Source organism: Streptomyces sp. NPDC058525, from assembly GCF_042719495.1.
Lineage (GTDB): Bacteria > Actinomycetota > Actinomycetes > Streptomycetales > Streptomycetaceae > Streptomyces.
In genome coordinates, this window is the sequence record NZ_JBHXNP010000071.1 from 1 (window position 1) to 17,788 (window position 17,788).

Here is a 17,788-nt window from a genome sequence, read left to right on the forward strand (position 1 = left end):
CCAGTGTGTTGACGAAGAAGCCGACCAGGTCGTCGAGCGCCTCGTCCGAGCGGCCGGCGACCACCGAGCCGATCGGTACGTCGGTACCGGCTCCGAGCCGGGTCAGCAGCGCGGCCAGCGCGGCCTGGAAGGTCATGAACAGGGTGACCCGGTGCTCGCGGCTCAACTCGACCAGGGCCCGGTGCAGTGCGGCGTCGATCGGCAGGGCGACCCGGTCGCCCCGGTGGTCGGCGCGGGCTCCGCGCGGCCGGTCGACGGGGAGCGTGAGCTCCTCCGGGAGGTCGGCCAGAGTGTCGCGCCAGTAGGCGAGTTGGCGTGCGGCCAGGCTCTCGGGGTCGTCCTCGTCGCCGAGCAGCTCGCGCTGCCACAGCGCGTAGTCCGCGTACTGGACGGGCAGCGGCTGCCAGTCGGGCGCCGAGCCCTCGCTGCGGGCGGTGTAGGCGGCGGTGAGGTCGCGCAGCAGCGGGCCCATCGACCAGCCGTCGCCGACGATGTGGTGCAGGGCGACGACCAGGACGTGCTCCTCGGCGGCGACCCGGAGCAGGGTGACCCGCACGGGCGGTTCGGCGGCCAGGTCGAAGGGGCGGCGGACGGCCCGGTCGATCTCGGCTTCCACCGACTCCGGTGCGCAGTCGAGCGGTTCGACGGGCAGTGCCGCCTCGGCGGGGGCGAGGACCAGCTGGTGGGGTTCGCCGTCGTGCTCGGCGATGACGGTGCGCAGGATCTCGTGCCGGGCGACGAGGTCGCCGAGGGCGCGTTCGAGTGCGGCCGGGTCGAGCGGGCCCGTGAGGCGCAGCGCGAGCGGCATGTTGTAGAGCGCGCTCGGCCCCTCCATCCGGTCGATCAGCCAGAGCCGCTGCTGGGCGGAGGAGAGGGGCAGGCGCTCGGGGCGCTCGCCGGCCGTCAGCGCGAGCCGGGCGCCGGCGCCGCCGTCGAGCCGCTGGGCCAGGCCGGCCACCGTCGGCGCCTCGAAGACGTCCCGGATGCCGAGTTCGGCACCGAGCACCGCACGGACCCGGCTGAGCAGTCTGGTCGCGAGCAGCGAGTGGCCGCCGAGGGCGAAGAAGTCGTCGTCGGCCGAGACCTGTCCCGTCACCCCGAGCACCTCGCCGAACAGGCCGCAGAGGATCTCCTCGCGCGCCGTCCGGGCCGCCCGGCCGCCGGTGGCCGCCGCGAAGTCGGGGGCGGGCAGCGCGGACCGGTCGAGCTTGCCGTTGACGTTGAGCGGCAGCGCGTCGAGCAGTACGAAGGCCGCCGGGACCATGTAGTCCGGCAGTGCGGCGGCCGCGTGGGCGCGCAGTGCGGCCGGGTCGAGCGGGGTGTGCGCGACGACGTAGGCGGCCAGCCGGGTGCCGGCCGCGGCGTCCGCGCCGTCCCGGTGCGGCAGCACCGCGGCCTGCAGGACGTCGGGGTGCGCGGCCAGGACGGTCTCGATCTCGCCGGGTTCGATCCGGAAGCCGCGCACCTTGACCTGCTGGTCGGTGCGGCCCAGGTACTCGACGCGGCCGTCGGGGCGGCGGCGGGCGAGGTCGCCGGTGCGGTACATCCGCTCCCCCGGCGCGAACGGGTCGGCGACGAACCGCTCGGCGGTCAGGGCCGGGCGGCCCAGGTAGCCGCGGGCCAGGCCGGCGCCGGACAGGTACAGCTCGCCGGGGACGCCGGGCGGGACGGGCCGCAGTCCGCCGTCCAGGACGTGGGCGCGCAGGTTGGGCAGGGGGCGGCCGATGAGCGGGCGCGGGTCCGCTGTGAGCCGGTGGTGCAGCGCGTCGACGGTGCACTCGGTGGGGCCGTACATGTTGAGGGCGACGGTGTCGGGTGCGGCCGCGAGCGCGGCCCAGAGGGTCTGGCCGAGGGCCTCTCCGCCGACCATCAGCAGGGCGGGCCGGCAGCGGTCGAGCAGGCCCTCCTCGACCAGCCGCTCGGCCTGGCCGGGGGTGACGTCGAGGACGTCGGCGCCGGTGTGCTCGGCGTAGCGCACGAGCGCGGCGGCGTCGCGGCGCAGGTCGTCGTCGAGCAGGTGGAGTTCGTGGCCGGCGACCATCCAGAGCAGCGCCTCCAGGGCCGTGTCGAAGGAGAGCGAGGCGGTCTGGGCGAACCTGAACCGGTGTCCGGGGTGGTCCTGCCGGGCGGCGGGGATGGTTTCGGCGCGGTGGAAGGCGAGCAGGTTGGCGAACCCTCCGTGGCGGACCACGACGCCCTTGGGGCGGCCGGTGGAGCCGGAGGTGTAGATGACGTAGGCGGCGTTCGAGGGGTGGAGGCGGACGGAGGGGGCGCCGGCGGGCCGGTCCGCCCAGGTCCGTTCGTCGGCGTCCAGGACGGCGAGGCCCTCCAGTACCTCGGGCAGCGGCCAGCCGGGACCGGTGAGGACGGCCGCCGGGCGGGCGTCGGCCAGCATGTGGGCGATCCGCTCGCGGGGGTAGTCGGCGTCCAGCGGGAGGAAGGCCGCACCGGCCTTGAGTACGGCGAGGACGGCGACGAGGGAGTCGGCGGAGCGCGGCAGGGCGAGCGCGACCACGTCCTCCGGGCCGGCGCCCGCGGCGATCAGGCCGTGGGCGAGCCGGTTCGCGCGGGCGTCCAGCTCGGCGTAGGTCAGCCGGGTCTCCCCGAAGACCAGCGCGGTGTCGTCCGGGGTCGCGGCCGCCTGGGCGGCGAAGGCCTCCGGGACGAGGACGTCGGCGCCGGGCCGGTCGGTGTCGTGCCACTCGGCGAGCGCGGCCCGGCCGGCCCCGCCCAGGACGTCCAGCTCGGCGACCGGGCGGTGCGGGTCTTCGGCGACCTGGGCCAGCAGGCGCGACAGGGCTTCGGCGAGCCGTTCGGCGGTGGCCTGGTCGAACAGTTCGGTGGCGAACTCCAGGCCGCCTTCGAGGCCGGCCGGGGCGCCGTCCGGGTGGTGGCGCTCGGCGAGGTTGAGGGTGAGGTCGAAGGCGGTGGTGGGCAGGCCGAGCGGCTCGTAGGCGGTCCGGGTGCCGGGGAACTCGGGGCCGCCGCCCGCGGTGTTGTCGAAGGCGATCATCACCTGGAAGAGCGGGTGGCGGGCCAGCGTGCGGGCCGGGTTGAGCTCTTCGACCAGCCGCTCGAAGGGCACTTCCTGGTGCGCGTAGGCGGCCAGGTCGGCCTCGCGGACCCGGGCCAGCAGCTCGGCGAAGGTGGGCCGGCCGGTGAGGTCGGTGCGCAGGACCAGGGTGTTGGCGAAGAAGCCGACGAGCTCGTCGAGGGCCGGGTCGAGGCGGCCCGCGAGGGGGGTGCCGATGGGGAGGTCCTCGCCGGCGCCGAAGCGGTGCAGCAGGGTGGCGTAGGCGGCCTGGAGGACCATGAAGAGGGTGGCTCCGTGCCCGGCGGCCAGCTCGGCGAGCCGTGCGTGCAGGTCCGCGTCCAGCTCGACGGGGACGACGTTGCCGCGGTGGCCGGCGACCGCCGGGCGGGGGCGGTCCAGCGGGAGCGGCAGCTCGTCCGGCAGCCCGGCCAACGCCTGCTTCCAGTAATCGAGTTGGCGGGTGAGCCGGGACTGCGGGTCGGTGTCCGCGCCGAGCGTCCGGTACTGCCACAGGGTGTAGTCGGCGTACTGGACCGGCAGCGGCTCCCATGCGGGCGTCTCGCCGCCGAGCCGTGCGGTGTAGGCGTCGGCGAGGTCGCGGAAGAGCGGCCGCAGCGACCAGCCGTCGCTGGCGATGTGGTGCATCACCAGGAGCAGTACGTGCTCCTCGGGCGACTCGGGGCGCAGATAGGCGTGCAGGGGCACGTCGGTGGCCAGGTCGAAGGTGTGGCCGACCAGCTCCTGCACCGGGCGGTCGGTGATGGTGAGCAGCGGGGCCGGCGGCGCGGACAGGATCCGCTGGTACGGAACGCCGTCGTGGTCGCCGAAGACCGTACGGAGCGTCTCGTGGCGGGCGACGACATCGCCGAGGGCGCCTTCCAGGGCGGCCGCGTCCAGCGGTCCGGTGAGCCGCAGGGCGAGGGTGACGTTGTAGGTGGCGGCGGGGCCTTCGGCCTGGCCGAGGAACCACAGCCGGCGCTGGGCGAAGGAGACGGGCAGGCGCTCGGGCCGGGCTTCGGGGCGCAGCGCGGGCCGGGCCGGCTCGGTGGCGAGCTTGGCGGCGAGGTCGGCGACGGTCGGGGCCTGGAAGAGGTCGCCGATGGCGAATTCGGCGCCGAGCTCCGTACGGGCCCGGCCGACGAGTCGGGTGGCCAGCAGCGAGTGGCCGCCGAGTTCGAAGAAGTCGTCGTCGATGGTGATGTCGTCGATGCCGAGGATCTCGCCGAAGAGCGCGCACAGGGCCTGCTCGCGCTCGTCGCGCGGGGCGCGGCCGTCGGTGTCGGCGCCGAGCTCGGGGGCGGGCAGCGCGCGCCGGTCGACCTTGCCGTTGGCGTTGAGCGGGAGGGCCGGCAGGACGACCACGGTCGAGGGGACCATGTAGGCGGGGAGGGTCTCGGCGGCGAACCGCTTGAGTTCCGCGCCGAGTTCGGGCTGCTCCTCGAGCGTGGCGCCGAGCACCGAGCAGTAGCCGGCCAGCCGGGTGTCGCCGGGGCGGTCCTCGCGGGGGATCACGATGACCTGGCGGACGGCGGGGTGGCGGGAGAGGACGGCCTCGATCTCGCCGAGCTCGATGCGGAAGCCGCGCAGCTTGACCTGGCCGTCGATCCTGCCGAGGAACTCGATCGCGCCGTCGGCCCGGCGGCGGACCAGGTCGCCGGTGCGGTACATCCGCTCCCCCGGCGCGTACGGGTCGGCGACGAAGCGCTCGGCGGTCAGCGCGGGCCGGTTCCAGTAGCCGCGGGCCAGGCCGGCCCCCGCCACGTACAGCTCGCCGGGGACGCCGGGCGGGACGGGCTGCAGGCGGGCGTCGAGGACGTGGGCGCGCATGTTGTCGAGCGGGCCGCCGATCGGCGGCCGGGGCCCGGCGAGGTCGGCCGGGGCGAGGTGGTGGTGGGTGGCGAAGGTGGTGGCTTCGGTCGGCCCGTAGACGTGGGCGAGCAGCAGGTCGGGGCAGTGGTCGAGGACCCGCCGCATGAGGGTGCCGGAGGCGGCCTCGCCGCCGGTGCAGACCGTGCGCAGGGCGCGGAAGGTCTCCGGGGCCTGCTCGGCGACCAGGTCGAACAGGGCCTTGGTGAGGAAGACGGCGGTGACGGCGTGCCGGGTGGTGACGGCGTGCAGGGCGGCGGCGTCGAGGCTGCCGGGCGGGGCGACGACGACCGTGCCGCCGGACAGCAGCGGCGTCCACAGCTCGTAGGTGGCGGCGTCGAAGGCGTGCGGGGAGTGCAGCAGGATCCGGCGGTGCCGGCCGTCCTGCCAGCGGCGGTCGGCGGCGAGGCCGACGACGTCGCGGTGGCGGACGGCGACGCCCTTGGGGGTGCCGGTGGAGCCGGAGGTGAACATCACGTAGGCGAGCGCGTCGGGGTGGACGGGGACGCCGGGGTCGTGGGCCGGCGCGGCCGCCTCGTCGCCGGGCCGGACCACGGTGGCGGTGTGCGGGAAGCCCGGGTCGGGGCGGTCGGTGAGCAGGACGGGGGCGGCGGTGTCGGCGAGGAGCGCGGCCATCCGCTCCGGCGGCAGGCTCGCGTGCATCGGGACGTAGCAGCCGCCGGCCTTGGCCACGGCCAGGGTGGCGACGACCAGGTCGACCGAGCGCTCCATCAGCAGGGCGACCGGGGACTCCGGGCCGACACCGGAGGCGATCAGGTGGTGCGCGAGCCGGTTGGCCCGGGCGTTGAGCTCGGCGTAGCCGACGGTGCCGCCGTTGTGGGCGAGGGCGACCGCGTCCGGGGTGCGGGCGGCCTGGGCCTCGAACAGCTCGGGCAGCGAGCCGGACGGCAGGGGCGCGGCGGTGGCGTTCCACTCGTCGCGCAGGAGGCCGCGCTCCTCGGGGGCGAGGATGTCGAGGGTGCCGATCGGTGCCCCGGGGTCGGCGGCCGCGGCGGCCAGCAGCCGTCCCAGGCGCTCGAAGAGGGTGGTGACGGTGGCGCGGTCGTAGAGGTCGGCGGCGTACTCGACCGATCCCGTGAGGCCGTCGGGCGCGCCGTCGGGGGTGCGGCGCTCGGTGACGCCGATGTTGAGGTCGAACTTGGCGACGCGCAGGCCGAGCGGTTCGGGCGCCGACTCCAGCCCCGGCAGGCCGAGTTCGCCCTCTTCGTGGTTCTGCATCACGAGGAGGGTCTGGAACAGCGGGTGGCGGCCGAGGGCGCGGGCCGGGTTGACCTCCTCGACCAGCCGCTCGAACGGCACGTCCTGGTGGGCGAAGGCATCGAGCTGGGACTCCCGTACCCGGCCGAGGAGTTCGGCGAAGGACGGGTCCCCGGAGGTGTCGGTGCGCAGGACCAGGGTGTTGACGAAGAAGCCGACCAGGTCGTTCAGCGCCTCGTCGGAGCGGCCGGCCACGCCGGTGCCGAGCGGGATGTCGGTTCCGGCGCCGAGCCGGGTGAACAGCGCGGCGAGGCCGGCCTGCAGGACGGAGAACAGGGTGGCGCGGTGGCGGTGGGCCAGGCCGGTGAGCGCGGCGTGCAGTTCGGGGCCGTAGCCGAAGGGAACGGCGTCTGCGGCTCCGGTCGGCGCGGGCGGGCGGGGGCGGTCCACCGGCAGCTCCAGCTCCTCCGGCAGGCTGGCCAGCAGCCCCCGCCAGTAGCCGAGCTGACGGCTCATCAGGCTGTCGGGGTCGGTCTCCTCGCCGAGCACTTCGCGCTGCCACAGCGCGTAGTCGGCGTACTGGACCGGCAGCGGCTCCCAGTCGGGGGCGCGGCCGCCCCTGCGGGCGGCGTAGGCGTCGGCGAGGTCGCGCAGCAGCGGGCCGAGCGACCAGCCGTCGCCGGCGATGTGGTGGAGCACGAGGAGCAGCACGTGCTCGGCGGAGTCCCGGTCACAAGACTCGGGGGAGAGCGAGAAGACCGTGACCCGGATGGGCAGTTCGGAGCTCAGATCGAAGGCGTGGGCGGCGGCCCGGTCCCGCAGGGCGGGGTAGTCGCCCGGTGCGCAGTCCACCGTCTCGAAGGCGATCTCCGCCTCCGCGGACGGCAGGATCCGCTGCACCGGGACTCCCCCGGCGACCGGGAACACCGTGCGCAGGGCTTCGTGCCGGGCGACCACGTCCGCCGTCGCGGCGCGCAGTGCCGCGGTGTCGAGCGCGCCGCGCAGGCGGACCGCGAACGGCAGGTTGTAGAGCGCGGTCGGCCCTTCGATCTGGTCGATCAGCCAGAGACGCTGTTGTGCGTACGAAACCGGGATCACGGTGCTTCCTCTGCTCACGTCACGGCGCGGATGGTGTTCGGGGTGCCTCAGGCGGGGACTGCGGTGGTGGGGTGCACCGTGGGCCGGCAGTCCGCGAGGTCGACGGGGCGGCCCATGGCGACGGCGATCTTCCGGTCGCCGCCGAACGGGTCGCGGCCGTGCGCGCACAGCACGTTGTCCACCAGCATCACGTCGCCGGCCTGCCAGGTCTCGCGGACGGTGGCGGCGTCGTAGGCCGCGTTGAGGGCGTCCACGTCCTCCCGGGTGAGCGGTTCGCCGTCACCGAAGCCGGTGTTGAACGGCAGCCCGTCCGGGCCGAACTCGTCGACCATGGCCTCCCGGATGTCCGGGTCGAGCGACCACTCGTTCCAGAAGGCCAGGTGGTTGAACCAGACCTCCTCACCGGTGTGCGGGTGGTGGATGGTGGCCGAACGCAGCTGGCTCGTCCGCAGGTTGCCGTCGGGCTGCCACTCCACGGAGATGCCGTTCTCCCGGCAGTACCGCTCGACGTCGGCGCGCTCCTCGGTCCCGAAGGCGGTGCGCCAGCCGAGCGAGATGTAGTCCGAGTAGCTGCGGGTGAGCGTCCAGCCGGAGGTCCGGCCCCGCTCCGCCAGGTGGTCGGGGAGCGCGGCGAGCACCTTGCGGACGTCGGCGGTGGGCGTGGCGCCGCCCGTCGCGGGGGCGGTCAGGCAGGCGAAGAGCAGCCGGCCGGGGAAGGTCAGGGTGTAGCTGTTCTCGTTGTGCATGCGGATCGACTGGGCGGGAGGCAGGTCGGTGGAGGAGAAGACGCCGTTGCCGAAGTCGCTGCGCGGGGTGGCCTTCTCCCGGTACGGGGTGGGCTCGGGGATCAGCACGTCGCGGACGGCGGCGACGTCCGCGCTCTGCGCCACCGGCAGCCCGCGCAGGAAGATCGTGCCGTGCTCGTGCAGGGCGGCGGTCAGCGCGGCCTCGTTCTCCCGCAGCCATGCGCAGGCCTCGGCGAGGTCCGCGGTGGCCGGCACCCGGGCGAGCGCCGGGCGGCCGGGGTTCAGCTCCCAGGTCGGCATGGCGGCGCTCACCGCTGGTCGAGGGTGGCGAGCAGGCTCGCCGGGCGGATGTCGGTCCAGTTCGCCTCGATCCAGTCGAGGCACTCCTGGCGGGTGGCCTCGCCGTGGGCGGTGGTCCAGCCGGCCGGCACGTCGATCCAGACCGGCCAGAGCGAGTGCTGGTTCTCGTCGTTGATCAGGACCAGGTAGCCGGAGTTGTCGTCCTCGAACGGGTTGCTCATCATGGTCTCCGCAGGGTGAGAGGTGTTCTGGGGTGTGATTCGAAGGTATGGGTGCCGGGCGGGCGCGAGCGGCACAAGCTCCGGCAGGTGAGCGGCAGTTGCGGCGTCCGCCGAAGGCGGCCTCCTGCCGCCTGGTCGGCCGTGGCCGAGGGGCGGGCAGGGCGAGCGGGGCCAGGGGGTGTGGTGCGGTCAGCGCGGGGTGAGGCGGACCGGGAAGTGGTCCAGGCCGAAGTTGATGATCGAGCGGTTGTAGCGGACCGGCTCGGCCGGCTCGATGAGGGCCGCCTTCTCCAGCGCGGCCGAATACAGCGCGCTCAGCTCCGCCTTGGCCAGCGGGGCCCCGATGCAGTAGTGGGCGCCCAGGCCCAGCGCGAGGTGCTTGTTGGGCGAGCGGTCGAGCCGGATCTCCTCCGGCCGGTCGAAGGCCTCCGGATCCCGGTCGGCCGACCACACCCAGACCGCGACCCGGTCGCCCCGGCGGATCCGCCGTCCGCCCAGTTCGATGTCCCGGGTGGCGGTGCGCAGCGTGTGGAGGCCCACCGAGGTCCAGCGCAGCAGCTCGTCCACGGCGGAGTCCATGGAGACCTCGCCCCGCTGCAACTTCTGCCACAGGTCGGGCCGTTGGACCAGGGTGTGCAGTCCCATGGCCGCGGTGTGGCGGACGGTCTGGACGCCGCCGACCACGATGTTGTCCAGGTTGAGCACCACGTCCTCGATCGGCAGCAGCCGTCCGCCGACCTTGTACGTGGCCATCATGGAGATCAGGTCGTCGCGCGGGTCGGAGCGGCGCAGCATCACCTGGTGCAGCAGGTAGGGGATCAACTGCTGGTGCCCGGCGCGGCGTTCCTCCGGCGTACGGCCGAGGAACGCCACGTCGCAGACCCGGACCACCATGTCGCGGTCCTTCTCGGGCACGTCCAGCAGGTCGCACATGACCGCGAGCGGCAGCGCGGACACCACGTCGACGAGGTCCACCTCGCCCTGCTCGACGGCCTGGTCGAAGAGCTCGCCGGCCCGTTCGGCGATCGAGCGGGCGGCGCCGCGCACCCCGCCCTTGGAGAAGAACGGGTTGGCGGGTGCGCGCAGGTCGCGGTGGCGGGGCGGGTCGGTGAGGGCCATCATCCGGCCCGAGCCGACCGGCACATTGCCCTCTCCCGAGCCGAGCAGCGAGCCGGACTCCGAGCTGAACACGGCCGCGTTGCGCAGTACGTCCGCCGACTCCTTGTAGGTGAGCACCGACCAGACCGGGCCGTCGTCGGCGGTGTCGGTCAGGTGCACGGGCGCCTCGCGGCGCATTTCGGCGACCAGGGCCGGGGTGTCGGGGCGGGCCCACAGGTCGGGGTCGGTGAGGTCGACGGAGCCGCCGAGGGTAGCGGTCGAGGTGGCGGCCATGGCGGCGTTCGTGGCGGTGGTGGCGGTGGTGGTCGTCATCAGTGCTCCCCGGGGGTGTGGTGGAAGGGGGCGGATGCGTGGCGGTCCGCCAGAAGTGCGGTCAGGAGGTCGACCGGGCCGGGCAGGTCGACGGTGGCGAGGAGGTGCCCGCCGGGGACGACGCGGTGCCCGAAGGCCCCGCGGGTGTGGGCGGCCCAGCCCGCAAGTCCGGTGGTGGCGAGCAGGTCGTCGGCCCCGGCCAGTGCGTGGATCGCGGAACCGATCGGCGCGTGCGGGCGGTGCCGGTAGGTGGCGCTGACGGCGAGGTCGGTACGGATGGCCCCGAGGGCCAGCTCGGCGAGGTCGGGCTCGGCCCGGACCACCTCCTCCAGCCCGTTGAGCCTGAGGAGTTCGGCCGCGTCCAGGTCCTTGGAGGTGCGCTCGGCCCACTCGGCGGGGCAGGGCGCTCCGGCCGCGACCACCAGCTCGGGCCGGCGGTCGGCGGGCAGGGCGCGGGCGACCTCGTAGGCGAGCAGCGCGCCGAAGCTCTGTCCGTAGAAGGCGAACCGGCCGTCGGCCGCGCCGGCCAGGTGCGGGGTCAGCGCCTCGGCGACGGCGGCCACCAGGGAGTCGAAGTCCGGCGGCATCGGATGGCGGCTGCGGCCGCCCCGGGCCGGCGGGCGCAGCGCCCAGACCTCGGCGGCGGGGGCCAGGGCGCGGGCCAGCGGGGTGTAGGCGGTGGCGTCGCCGCCGGCGTGCGGGAAGCAGAACAGCCTTACGGGGCGGTGGGGTTGGGGGACGGGTACGAGGAGCCAGTCGCCCTCGATCCGGGGGCGGGCGGTCCGCGGGGCGGGAGCACCGAGCCTGGTGGCCGGGGCGGTCGGGGCGGTCCGGGTGGTTGAGGCGGTGGAGGCGGTGGAGGCGGTGGAGGTGGCCGAGGTGGTCGTGGTCGTCATCGGACGGCCTCGCGGCGGGCGGTGAGGGCGGGGCGGACGGCGGCCGGACCGGCCTCGGCGGCGCGCCGGACGGCGGCGGTGAAACCGGCCAGGTCGGCGGCGTCCAGCAGGTCGCGGAGCTGGAGTTCGACGTTGAGCTTGCGGCGCAGCAGGTGGACGACGCGCAGGGCGGCGAGCGAGTGGCCGCCGAGGGAGAGGAAGTCGTCGGTCGGCTCCACGCCGGGCACACCGAGCACGGTGCGCCAGACCTCGGCGACCTGCTCGTCGACTCCGCCCGGTGCGTACGGCCCGGCGGCCGTGCCCGCCCCGGCGGCTTCCGCCGCCGGGGCGGGCAGGGAGCGGTGGTCGACCTTGCCGTTCGGGGTGAGCGGCAGGGCGTCCAGTACGGTCACGGTGGACGGCACCAGGTGGGCGGGCAGGGTACGGCGCAGCTCGGCCAGCAGGTCGGCGGGGCGGACGCCGGCGCCGGTGACGTAGCCGGCCAGCCGGTGGTCCCCGGGCGCCGCCTCGTGGACGGCGACCGCGGCCGCGCTCACCCCGGCCAGGGCGCCCAGCGCGTGCTCGACCTCGCCCGGCTCGACCCGGAAGCCGCGCAGCTTGACCTGGCGGTCCACCCGGCCCGCGTACTCCAGCAGGCCCTCGGCTGAGCGGCGGGCCTGGTCGCCGGTGCGGTACATCCGGGCGCCGGGCTCCGGCGCGAACGGGTCCGCGAGGAACCGGCCCGCGGTCAGGCCCGGGTGGCCGGGGTAGCCGTGCGCCAGGCCGGGCCCGGCCAGGTACAGCTCACCGACCGCGCCGGCGGCCGTGACGGGGGCGAGCCGGCCGTCGAGCAGGTAGGCGCGCACGCCGGGCAGCGGCTCGCCCAGGTGCGGGCCGGGGCCGGTGACGGGGGCGGTGATCGCGTCGACGGTGCACTCGGTGGGCCCGTACAGGTTGAGCGCGTCGATGCCGGCGTCGGCCAGCTCCCGCCAGGTCCGGGCGGGCACGGGCTCGCCGCCCATGAACAGCCGCGGCACGCGGGCGCCGGCCAGCGGCTCGCGCAGCAGCTGCCAGTGCGAGGGGGTCAGGTCGAGGTCGGTGACGCCGTGTTCGGCGAGCAGCCGCACGAGGCGGGCCGGGTCGGCCCTCCGGGCGTCGTCGATCACCACGAGGGTGTCGCCCCGGCAGATCCGGATCCACTGCTGGACGGAGGCGTCGAAGGAGACGCTGGCGTTCCAGGCGACGACGCCCGGCTCGGGTCGGTAGGCGCCGCTGAGCTCCAGGGCCGCCGCGAGGTCGGCGACGGCCCCGTGCGGGACCTCCACGCCCTTGGGGCGGCCGGTGGAGCCGGAGGTGTAGATGACGTAGGCGGAATCGAGCGGGTGCGCGGTGAACCCGGCCGCCGGCCCGTCGGACTCCGGGGCGTCGGCGTCCGGGCGCAGCACCGCGACCCCGGCCGGTACGGGCGGCGCGGCGTCGGCGCTGACCACGGCGGCGAGGCCGGCGTCGGCGGCCATGAAGGCGATCCGCTCGGCCGGATAGGCCGGGTCGAGCGGAACGTATGCGGCGCCGGCCCGCCAGGTGGCGAGCAGTGCGACCGGCAGGTCGGTGGTGCGGGCCAGATGGATCCCGACCCGGTCGCCCCGCCGGACCCCGTGCGCCCGCAGGGCGCGGGCCAGGGCGGCGGTACGCCGGTCCAACGCGGCGAAGTCGAGGCTCCCGTCCACGGCGTGCACGGCGGGCCGCGCGGGGTGCCCGGCGACGACGGCCGCCAGTCGGGCCAGCAGGTCACCGGCGGGGTCGGGGTCGGGGGTGGGGGTGATGGTGGCCGGCTCGGCGAAGGTGGTCATGCGAGGGCGCTCCTCGAAGGTCGGTGGGACGGGATGGATGGATCACGAAGGGTCGATACGACCGGCGCGTCGGGCGGGGCGTTGGGTCGGGGCGGGCGGCCGAAACCGACAACCGGCCGTACGAGTCCGGCCGTACGAGCCGCGCCGGACCGGCCCGCCCTACCGGGCCCGCGGCGGGGGTCCGGCTGTACGAGAGGGGCCGCAGGCGGTCCCTCTCGTACAGGGCCCGGCTGTACGGGTCCGGGGCAGGGGCCTGGCCGTACGGGCCCGGCCGTACGCAGCCCGCCGTGCAGGTGCGGTCGTACGGGACCGGGCAGTTCCCGGTGGGCGGGCCGGCCACGGGTGGGGTCGGCGCTGCGACGCCTGTGCGGGCTCCGCGGTCCCGGGCTGCCGTACCGCCGACCGCTCGGGCCCCGAAGGCCCAGGCGACGGCCGTGCGGCCGACTCCACGGGCCCGGCAGCGGGCCCGGCCGCCCGGGCCGGTGCGGCGTGCGGTGGTCAGAGCTCGGCGGCCAGTCGGGTCAGGGCCGTCGCGTAGGTGTCGATGAACTCCTCCGCCGTCGCGTCGTCCACCAGCGCGCGCTGGTGGTCCACGGCGAGGAGCACGCGCTGGGACACCGGGTCCTGGATCAGCGAGGCGCCGAAGGCGAAGCTGTTGGGCTCGTGCCGCAGGGTCGGCTCGCAGCCGATCCGGCCGTCCTCGATCCGGGCGGCGCTCAGCCGGCCCAGCGCGTGGAACCGCAGGTAGCCGAACTGGCTGTCCAGCGCGGTGTCGGCCATCATCCGGGCCAGCCGGGCGAACGGCACCCGCCGGTGCGGCATCATGTCCAGCTCCTCCCGGTGCACGTGCCGCACCAGCGCGGCCAGGTCGTCCCCGTCCGGCTCCGCGACCAGCGGGACCGTGTTGAGGAACAGTCCGTACACCTCGGTGCCGCCGAGCCGTTCCAGCCGGCCGTTCATCGCCAGCCCGGTGGTGACCCGCCGGCGCCCGGTGATCCGGGCGAGGGCGTGCAGGTGGGCGGCGAGCGCGACCGACTTGACCGGGACGGCGAGCGCGTCGGCGACCGCCCGCAGCTGCCCGGGGGCGTCGGGCAGCACCCGTTCCACCGTGCGCGGCAGCTCGTGGACGTCCTCGCTGCCGGGCCAGAGCTGGCCGGTGGCCCCGTCGAGCCGCTGCTGCCAGTACGCCAGGGACTCCCGGTCGGCGGCGGCCTCCCGTTCCACCGCGACGAAGTCGCGGAAGGCGGTGCGGGGCGGCGGGGTGGGCGCGGAGGCCTGGTCGGCGGCGATCGCGGAGTGCCGTTCGAGGATCTCCGTGAGCAGCGAGGTGAAGCTCCAGCCGTCGAGGATGGCGTGGTGCTCGGAGATGGTGAGCTGGAAGGCGTCGTCGGCGAGCCGTTGCACGGTGATCCGGAAGAGCGGCGGTTCGGCGAGGTCGAAGGGCCGGTCCCGGTGGTGCTCGAAGACGGTGCGGATCCTGTCGTCCTGCTCAGCCTCCGGCGTCCCGCGCAGGTCCGCGCACTCGACCGGCGCGGGCAGCGTGCCGTGCACCAGTTGGAGCGGTTCGCCGTAGCCGGAGAGGTCGAGGCCGGTGCGCAGGACGGCGTGCCGGGCCATCGCCTCCTCGACCGAGCGGCGCAGGGCGCTGTCGTCGAGGTCGCCGGTGATCCGGTAGGAGTTGACGTTGTGGTAGCTGTCGGTGCCGCCGGCGACCTCCATGTGGAAGACCATGGAGAGCTGCATCGAGACCATCGGGTAGGCGTCGACGATCCCGGTCGGCAGGTCGGCCCGGTCCTCCTCGGAGATCAGCGCGAAGGGCCGTTCCGCGGCGGGGTCGGCGGCCACCGGGCGGGCCAGCGGCAGGAGTTCGGCGACGGTGGGCGCGTTGAAGACGTCCCGCAGGCTGACCTGCCAGCCGCGGTCGTGCAGGGCGCCCGCCAGCTGGACGGCGCGGATGGAGTCCCCGCCGAGGTGGAAGAAGTCGTCGTGGACGCCGATCCCGCCGACCCCGAGGACGTCCGTCCAGACGCCGGCGAACAGCTCCTCCTCCGGGGTGCGCGGCTCGACGTGCCGGCCGGCCGTCCCCGGCGCGGCCCGGTCGGGGTCGGGCAGCGCGGCCCGGTCGACCTTGCCGTTGACGGTGAGCGGCAGCGCGTCCAGCACGGTGACACTGGCCGGGATCATGTACTCGGGCAGTGTGCGGCCGAGGTAGGTGCGCAGGTCCGCGGGCTCGGCCGGGGTGCGGCCGGTGATGTACGCGGCGAGCCGGTCGTCGTGCACGGTGACCACGCAGGCGTCGATCTCGGGGTGGGCGGCGACGGCGTTCTCGATCTCGCCGAGCTCGATCCGGAAGCCGCGCAGCTTCACCTGGAAGTCCGCCCGGCCGACGTACTCCATCCCGCCGTCCGGCAGCCGCCTGGCGACGTCGCCGGTCCGGTAGAGCCGGGCGCCTGGCGGGCCGTACGGGTCGGCGACGAAGCGGCCGGCGGTGAGGCCGGGGCGGCCCCAGTAGCCGTGCGCGAGGCTGCCGCCGCCGATGTACAGCTCGCCGGGGACGCCGGGCGGGCAGGGGCGCAGCCAGTCGTCGAGGACGAGCGCGGTGAGGTGCGGCATGGGTTCGCCGACGAGGCTGCGTTCGAAGCCCGCGCCGCCCTCGGCGACGTCGTGGACGGTGACGTGGACGGTGGTCTCGGTGATGCCGTAGAGGTTGCAGAGCCGGGCGGGCGGCAGCGGGTCGAGCTCGTGCCAGCGCTGGACGACGCCCGGGTCGAGCGCCTCGCCGCCGAGCATGATCCACCGCAGTGCGGGCAGGGCTCTCGGGTGGCGGCGCAGCGCCGGTTCCAGCTGCCGCAGCGCCGAGGGGGTCAGACAGAGGTGGGTGACCCCTTCGTCCTCGAGGAGGCCGGCGAACTCGTCGGGCGAGCGGCTGGTGAGGTGGGGGACGACGACCAGGCGGGCGCCGTGCAGCAGGGCGCCCCAGAGCTCCCAGACGGTCCAGTCGAAGGCGTAGCTGTGGAAGAGGGTCCAGACCGTGTCCGGGCCGAAGCCGAAGTGGTCGCGGCCGGAGTCGAGGAGCCGGCTGACGTGCTCGTGGGCCACGGCGACGCCCTTGGGGCGCCCGGTGGAGCCGGAGGTGAAGATGAGGTAGGCGAGGTCGCCGGGGCGGCCCGCGGCGGGGGGCCGGACGGCCGGGTGGGCGGCGATCTCCTCGGCCCGGGCGGCGAGGTCGAGGACCTGCCAGGGGCCGTCCGGGGCGCGGTCGGGCCGGTCGGTGAGCACCACGGTGACGGCGGTGTCGCCGAAGACCAGGGCGGCCCGGTCGGCCGGGGCCGCGAGGTCGACCGGCACGTAGGCCGCGCCGGTCTTGAGCACGGCCAGGATCGCGGCCGGCACCGCGGTGGTGCGCTCCAGCAGCAGCCCGACCCGGTCTCCGGGGCGTACCCCGCGGGCGAGCAGGGCGTGGGCCAACCGGTTGGCGCGGCGGTCGAGTTCGGCGTAGTCGAGGGTGCCGTCGCGGTCGCTGACGGCGGGCCGGTCGCCGTACGCGTCGGCGGCCCGCTCGAAGAGGTGGTGCAGGCAGTGGCCCGGGTCGAGCCGGGCGGGGCGGTGCGGCTGCCCGGCGGAGGTGAGCCGGAGCACGGTGGTGTCCGGGTCGGCGAGGGCGGCGTCCAGCAGGCCGGCGTAGTCGGCGGCGAGGCGGCGCACGGTGTCGGCGTCGAAGAGGTCGCTGCTGTACTCGGCCTCGCCGCGCAGTTCTCCCCCGCCGGCGTCCTCGAAGACGGACCAGGTGAGGTCGAACTTGCTGGTGCCGTTGGAGCGGACGGTGCGCTCGGCGGTGGCGGCGCCCAGTGCGAGCGGCGTGCGGTCCTCTGCGTGCGCGCCGAACACCACCTGGACCAGCGGCGGGTGCTGCGGGGTGCGGGCGGCGGCGAGCAGGTCGACCAGCTGGTCGAAGGGGACGTCGAGGTAGCCGAAGGCGTCGAAGGCGACGTCCTGGAGGTCGGCGAGCAGCCCGCGGAAGGTGGCGTCGGGGGCGAGCCGGACGCGCAGCGGCAGCAGGTTGACGAAGTAGCCGAGCAGATCGGCGACTTCGGGCCGGTTGCGGGTGGTGACCGGGGTGCCGACGAGCAGGTCGTCGGCTCCGGTCCAGCGGCCCATCAGCAGGGCGAAGGCCGCGAGTTGGACGGTGTACGGGGTGACGCCCTCCTGTTCGGCGAGCTCCCGGACCCGGGCCGCGGCGCCGGGGGCGAGGCCGAACGGCTCGGTGGCCCCGCGCTGGCTGCGCTCGGCGGGCCGCGGCCGGTCGCCGGGCAGCTCCAGCAGGGTGGGCGCGCCGTCGAGGCTCCGCTTCCAGTGGGCGAGGTGCTCCTCGTACGAGGTGTCCTGCTCCTCCTGCGCCCAGTCGGCGTACTGGGTGGTGAGCTCCGGTAGGACGGGGGCCCGGCCTTCGGCCGACGCGTTGTAGAACTCGGCCAGTTCGCGGTCGAAGATCTCGGCCGACCAGCCGTCCCAGATGATGTGGTGCACGACGAACAGGAGCGTGGTGCGGTCGTCGGCGAGCCGGAGCGCCTCCGCGCGCAGCAGCGGACCCTGCGTCAGGTCGAAGGGCCGGGCGGCCCGTTCGGCGATCAGCTCCTCGGCGCGGTCGCCCCGCCGGGGCTCGGGCAGCTCGCGCAGGTCGTGGACGGTGAGCGGCACGGCGAGGGTGCGGTGGACGTACTGGCGCGGGCCGTCGGGGTACAGGGCGAAGGTGGTGCGCAGCGCCTCGTGCCGGGCGACGACACCGTCGAGCGCCCGCTGGAGTCGTGCGAGGTCGAGCGGGCCGGTGACGTCGTAGGTCCACGGGGTGGTGTAGGTGGCGGCCCCGGGGTTCCACCGGTCGAGGAACCACAGGCCGCGCTGGAGCCCCGGGACGGGCGCGGTACGGACCAGGCCGGCGGGCAGTTCGGCCGGCGGAGCGGCGGGCAGGTCGGCCGGCGCGGTGGCGGGCAGGTCGGCCGGCGGGGCGGCGGGCAGGTCGGCCGGCGGAGCGGCGGGCAGGTCGGCCGGCGGAGCGGCGGGCAGGTCGGCCGGCGCGGTGGCGGGCAGGTCGGCGGACGGGCTCACGGCCTCGTTCCCTTCGGTCGGTCGGGTGGGCTGGCGGGCGGGC

At 75.5% G+C, this 17,788-nt stretch carries 7 protein-coding genes; all 7 read right to left on the reverse strand.

Translation table 11 applies throughout. The annotated features are described in order from the left end of the window. Positions 1-7,234 (reverse strand): amino acid adenylation domain-containing protein (locus ACFWP3_RS28190; RefSeq protein WP_384226395.1); only part of this gene is annotated, 7,234 nt, incomplete at its 3' end. A 29-nt stretch (positions 7,235-7,263) separates the two neighbouring features. After that, positions 7,264-8,262 (reverse strand): TauD/TfdA family dioxygenase, encoded by a 999-nt coding sequence (locus tag ACFWP3_RS28195; RefSeq protein ID WP_384226458.1) that lies wholly within the window; start codon positions 8,260-8,262, stop codon positions 7,264-7,266. Positions 8,263-8,270: 8 nt separating this feature from the next. After that, entirely contained in the window at positions 8,271-8,483 is a 213-nt protein-coding gene (locus ACFWP3_RS28200; protein ID WP_384226461.1) for an MbtH family protein, read from the reverse strand. A 189-nt stretch (positions 8,484-8,672) separates the two neighbouring features. Continuing rightward, positions 8,673-9,914 (reverse strand): cytochrome P450, encoded by a 1,242-nt coding sequence (locus ACFWP3_RS28205; protein WP_384226397.1) that lies wholly within the window; start codon positions 9,912-9,914, stop codon positions 8,673-8,675. Beyond that, entirely contained in the window at positions 9,914-10,810 is an 897-nt protein-coding gene (locus ACFWP3_RS28210) for a thioesterase II family protein (RefSeq protein WP_384226400.1), read from the reverse strand. Before ACFWP3_RS28210 ends, ACFWP3_RS28205 begins: the two co-directional genes overlap by 1 nt. After that, positions 10,807-12,639, reverse strand: a complete 1,833-nt coding sequence (locus tag ACFWP3_RS28215) for a non-ribosomal peptide synthetase (protein WP_384226402.1) — start codon at positions 12,637-12,639, stop codon at positions 10,807-10,809. Before ACFWP3_RS28215 ends, ACFWP3_RS28210 begins: the two co-directional genes overlap by 4 nt. A gap of 498 nt (positions 12,640-13,137) precedes the next feature. Then, positions 13,138-17,745 (reverse strand): amino acid adenylation domain-containing protein, encoded by a 4,608-nt coding sequence (locus ACFWP3_RS28220; RefSeq protein ID WP_384226405.1) that lies wholly within the window; start codon positions 17,743-17,745, stop codon positions 13,138-13,140. Between the last annotated feature and the right edge of the window lie 43 nt (positions 17,746-17,788).

Bases quoted from the DNA above. Each gene is read 5' to 3' on its own strand.
- ACFWP3_RS28195 (WP_384226458.1), bottom strand. From the start codon at position 8,262: ATGCCGACCTGGGAGCTGAACCCCGGCCGCCCGGCGCTCGCCCGGGTG.
- ACFWP3_RS28200 (WP_384226461.1), bottom strand. From the start codon at position 8,483: ATGAGCAACCCGTTCGAGGACGACAACTCCGGCTACCTGGTCCTGATC.
- ACFWP3_RS28205 (WP_384226397.1), bottom strand. From the start codon at position 9,914: ATGACGACCACCACCGCCACCACCGCCACGAACGCCGCCATGGCCGCC.
- ACFWP3_RS28210 (WP_384226400.1), bottom strand. From the start codon at position 10,810: ATGACGACCACGACCACCTCGGCCACCTCCACCGCCTCCACCGCCTCC.
- ACFWP3_RS28215 (WP_384226402.1), bottom strand. From the start codon at position 12,639: ATGACCACCTTCGCCGAGCCGGCCACCATCACCCCCACCCCCGACCCC.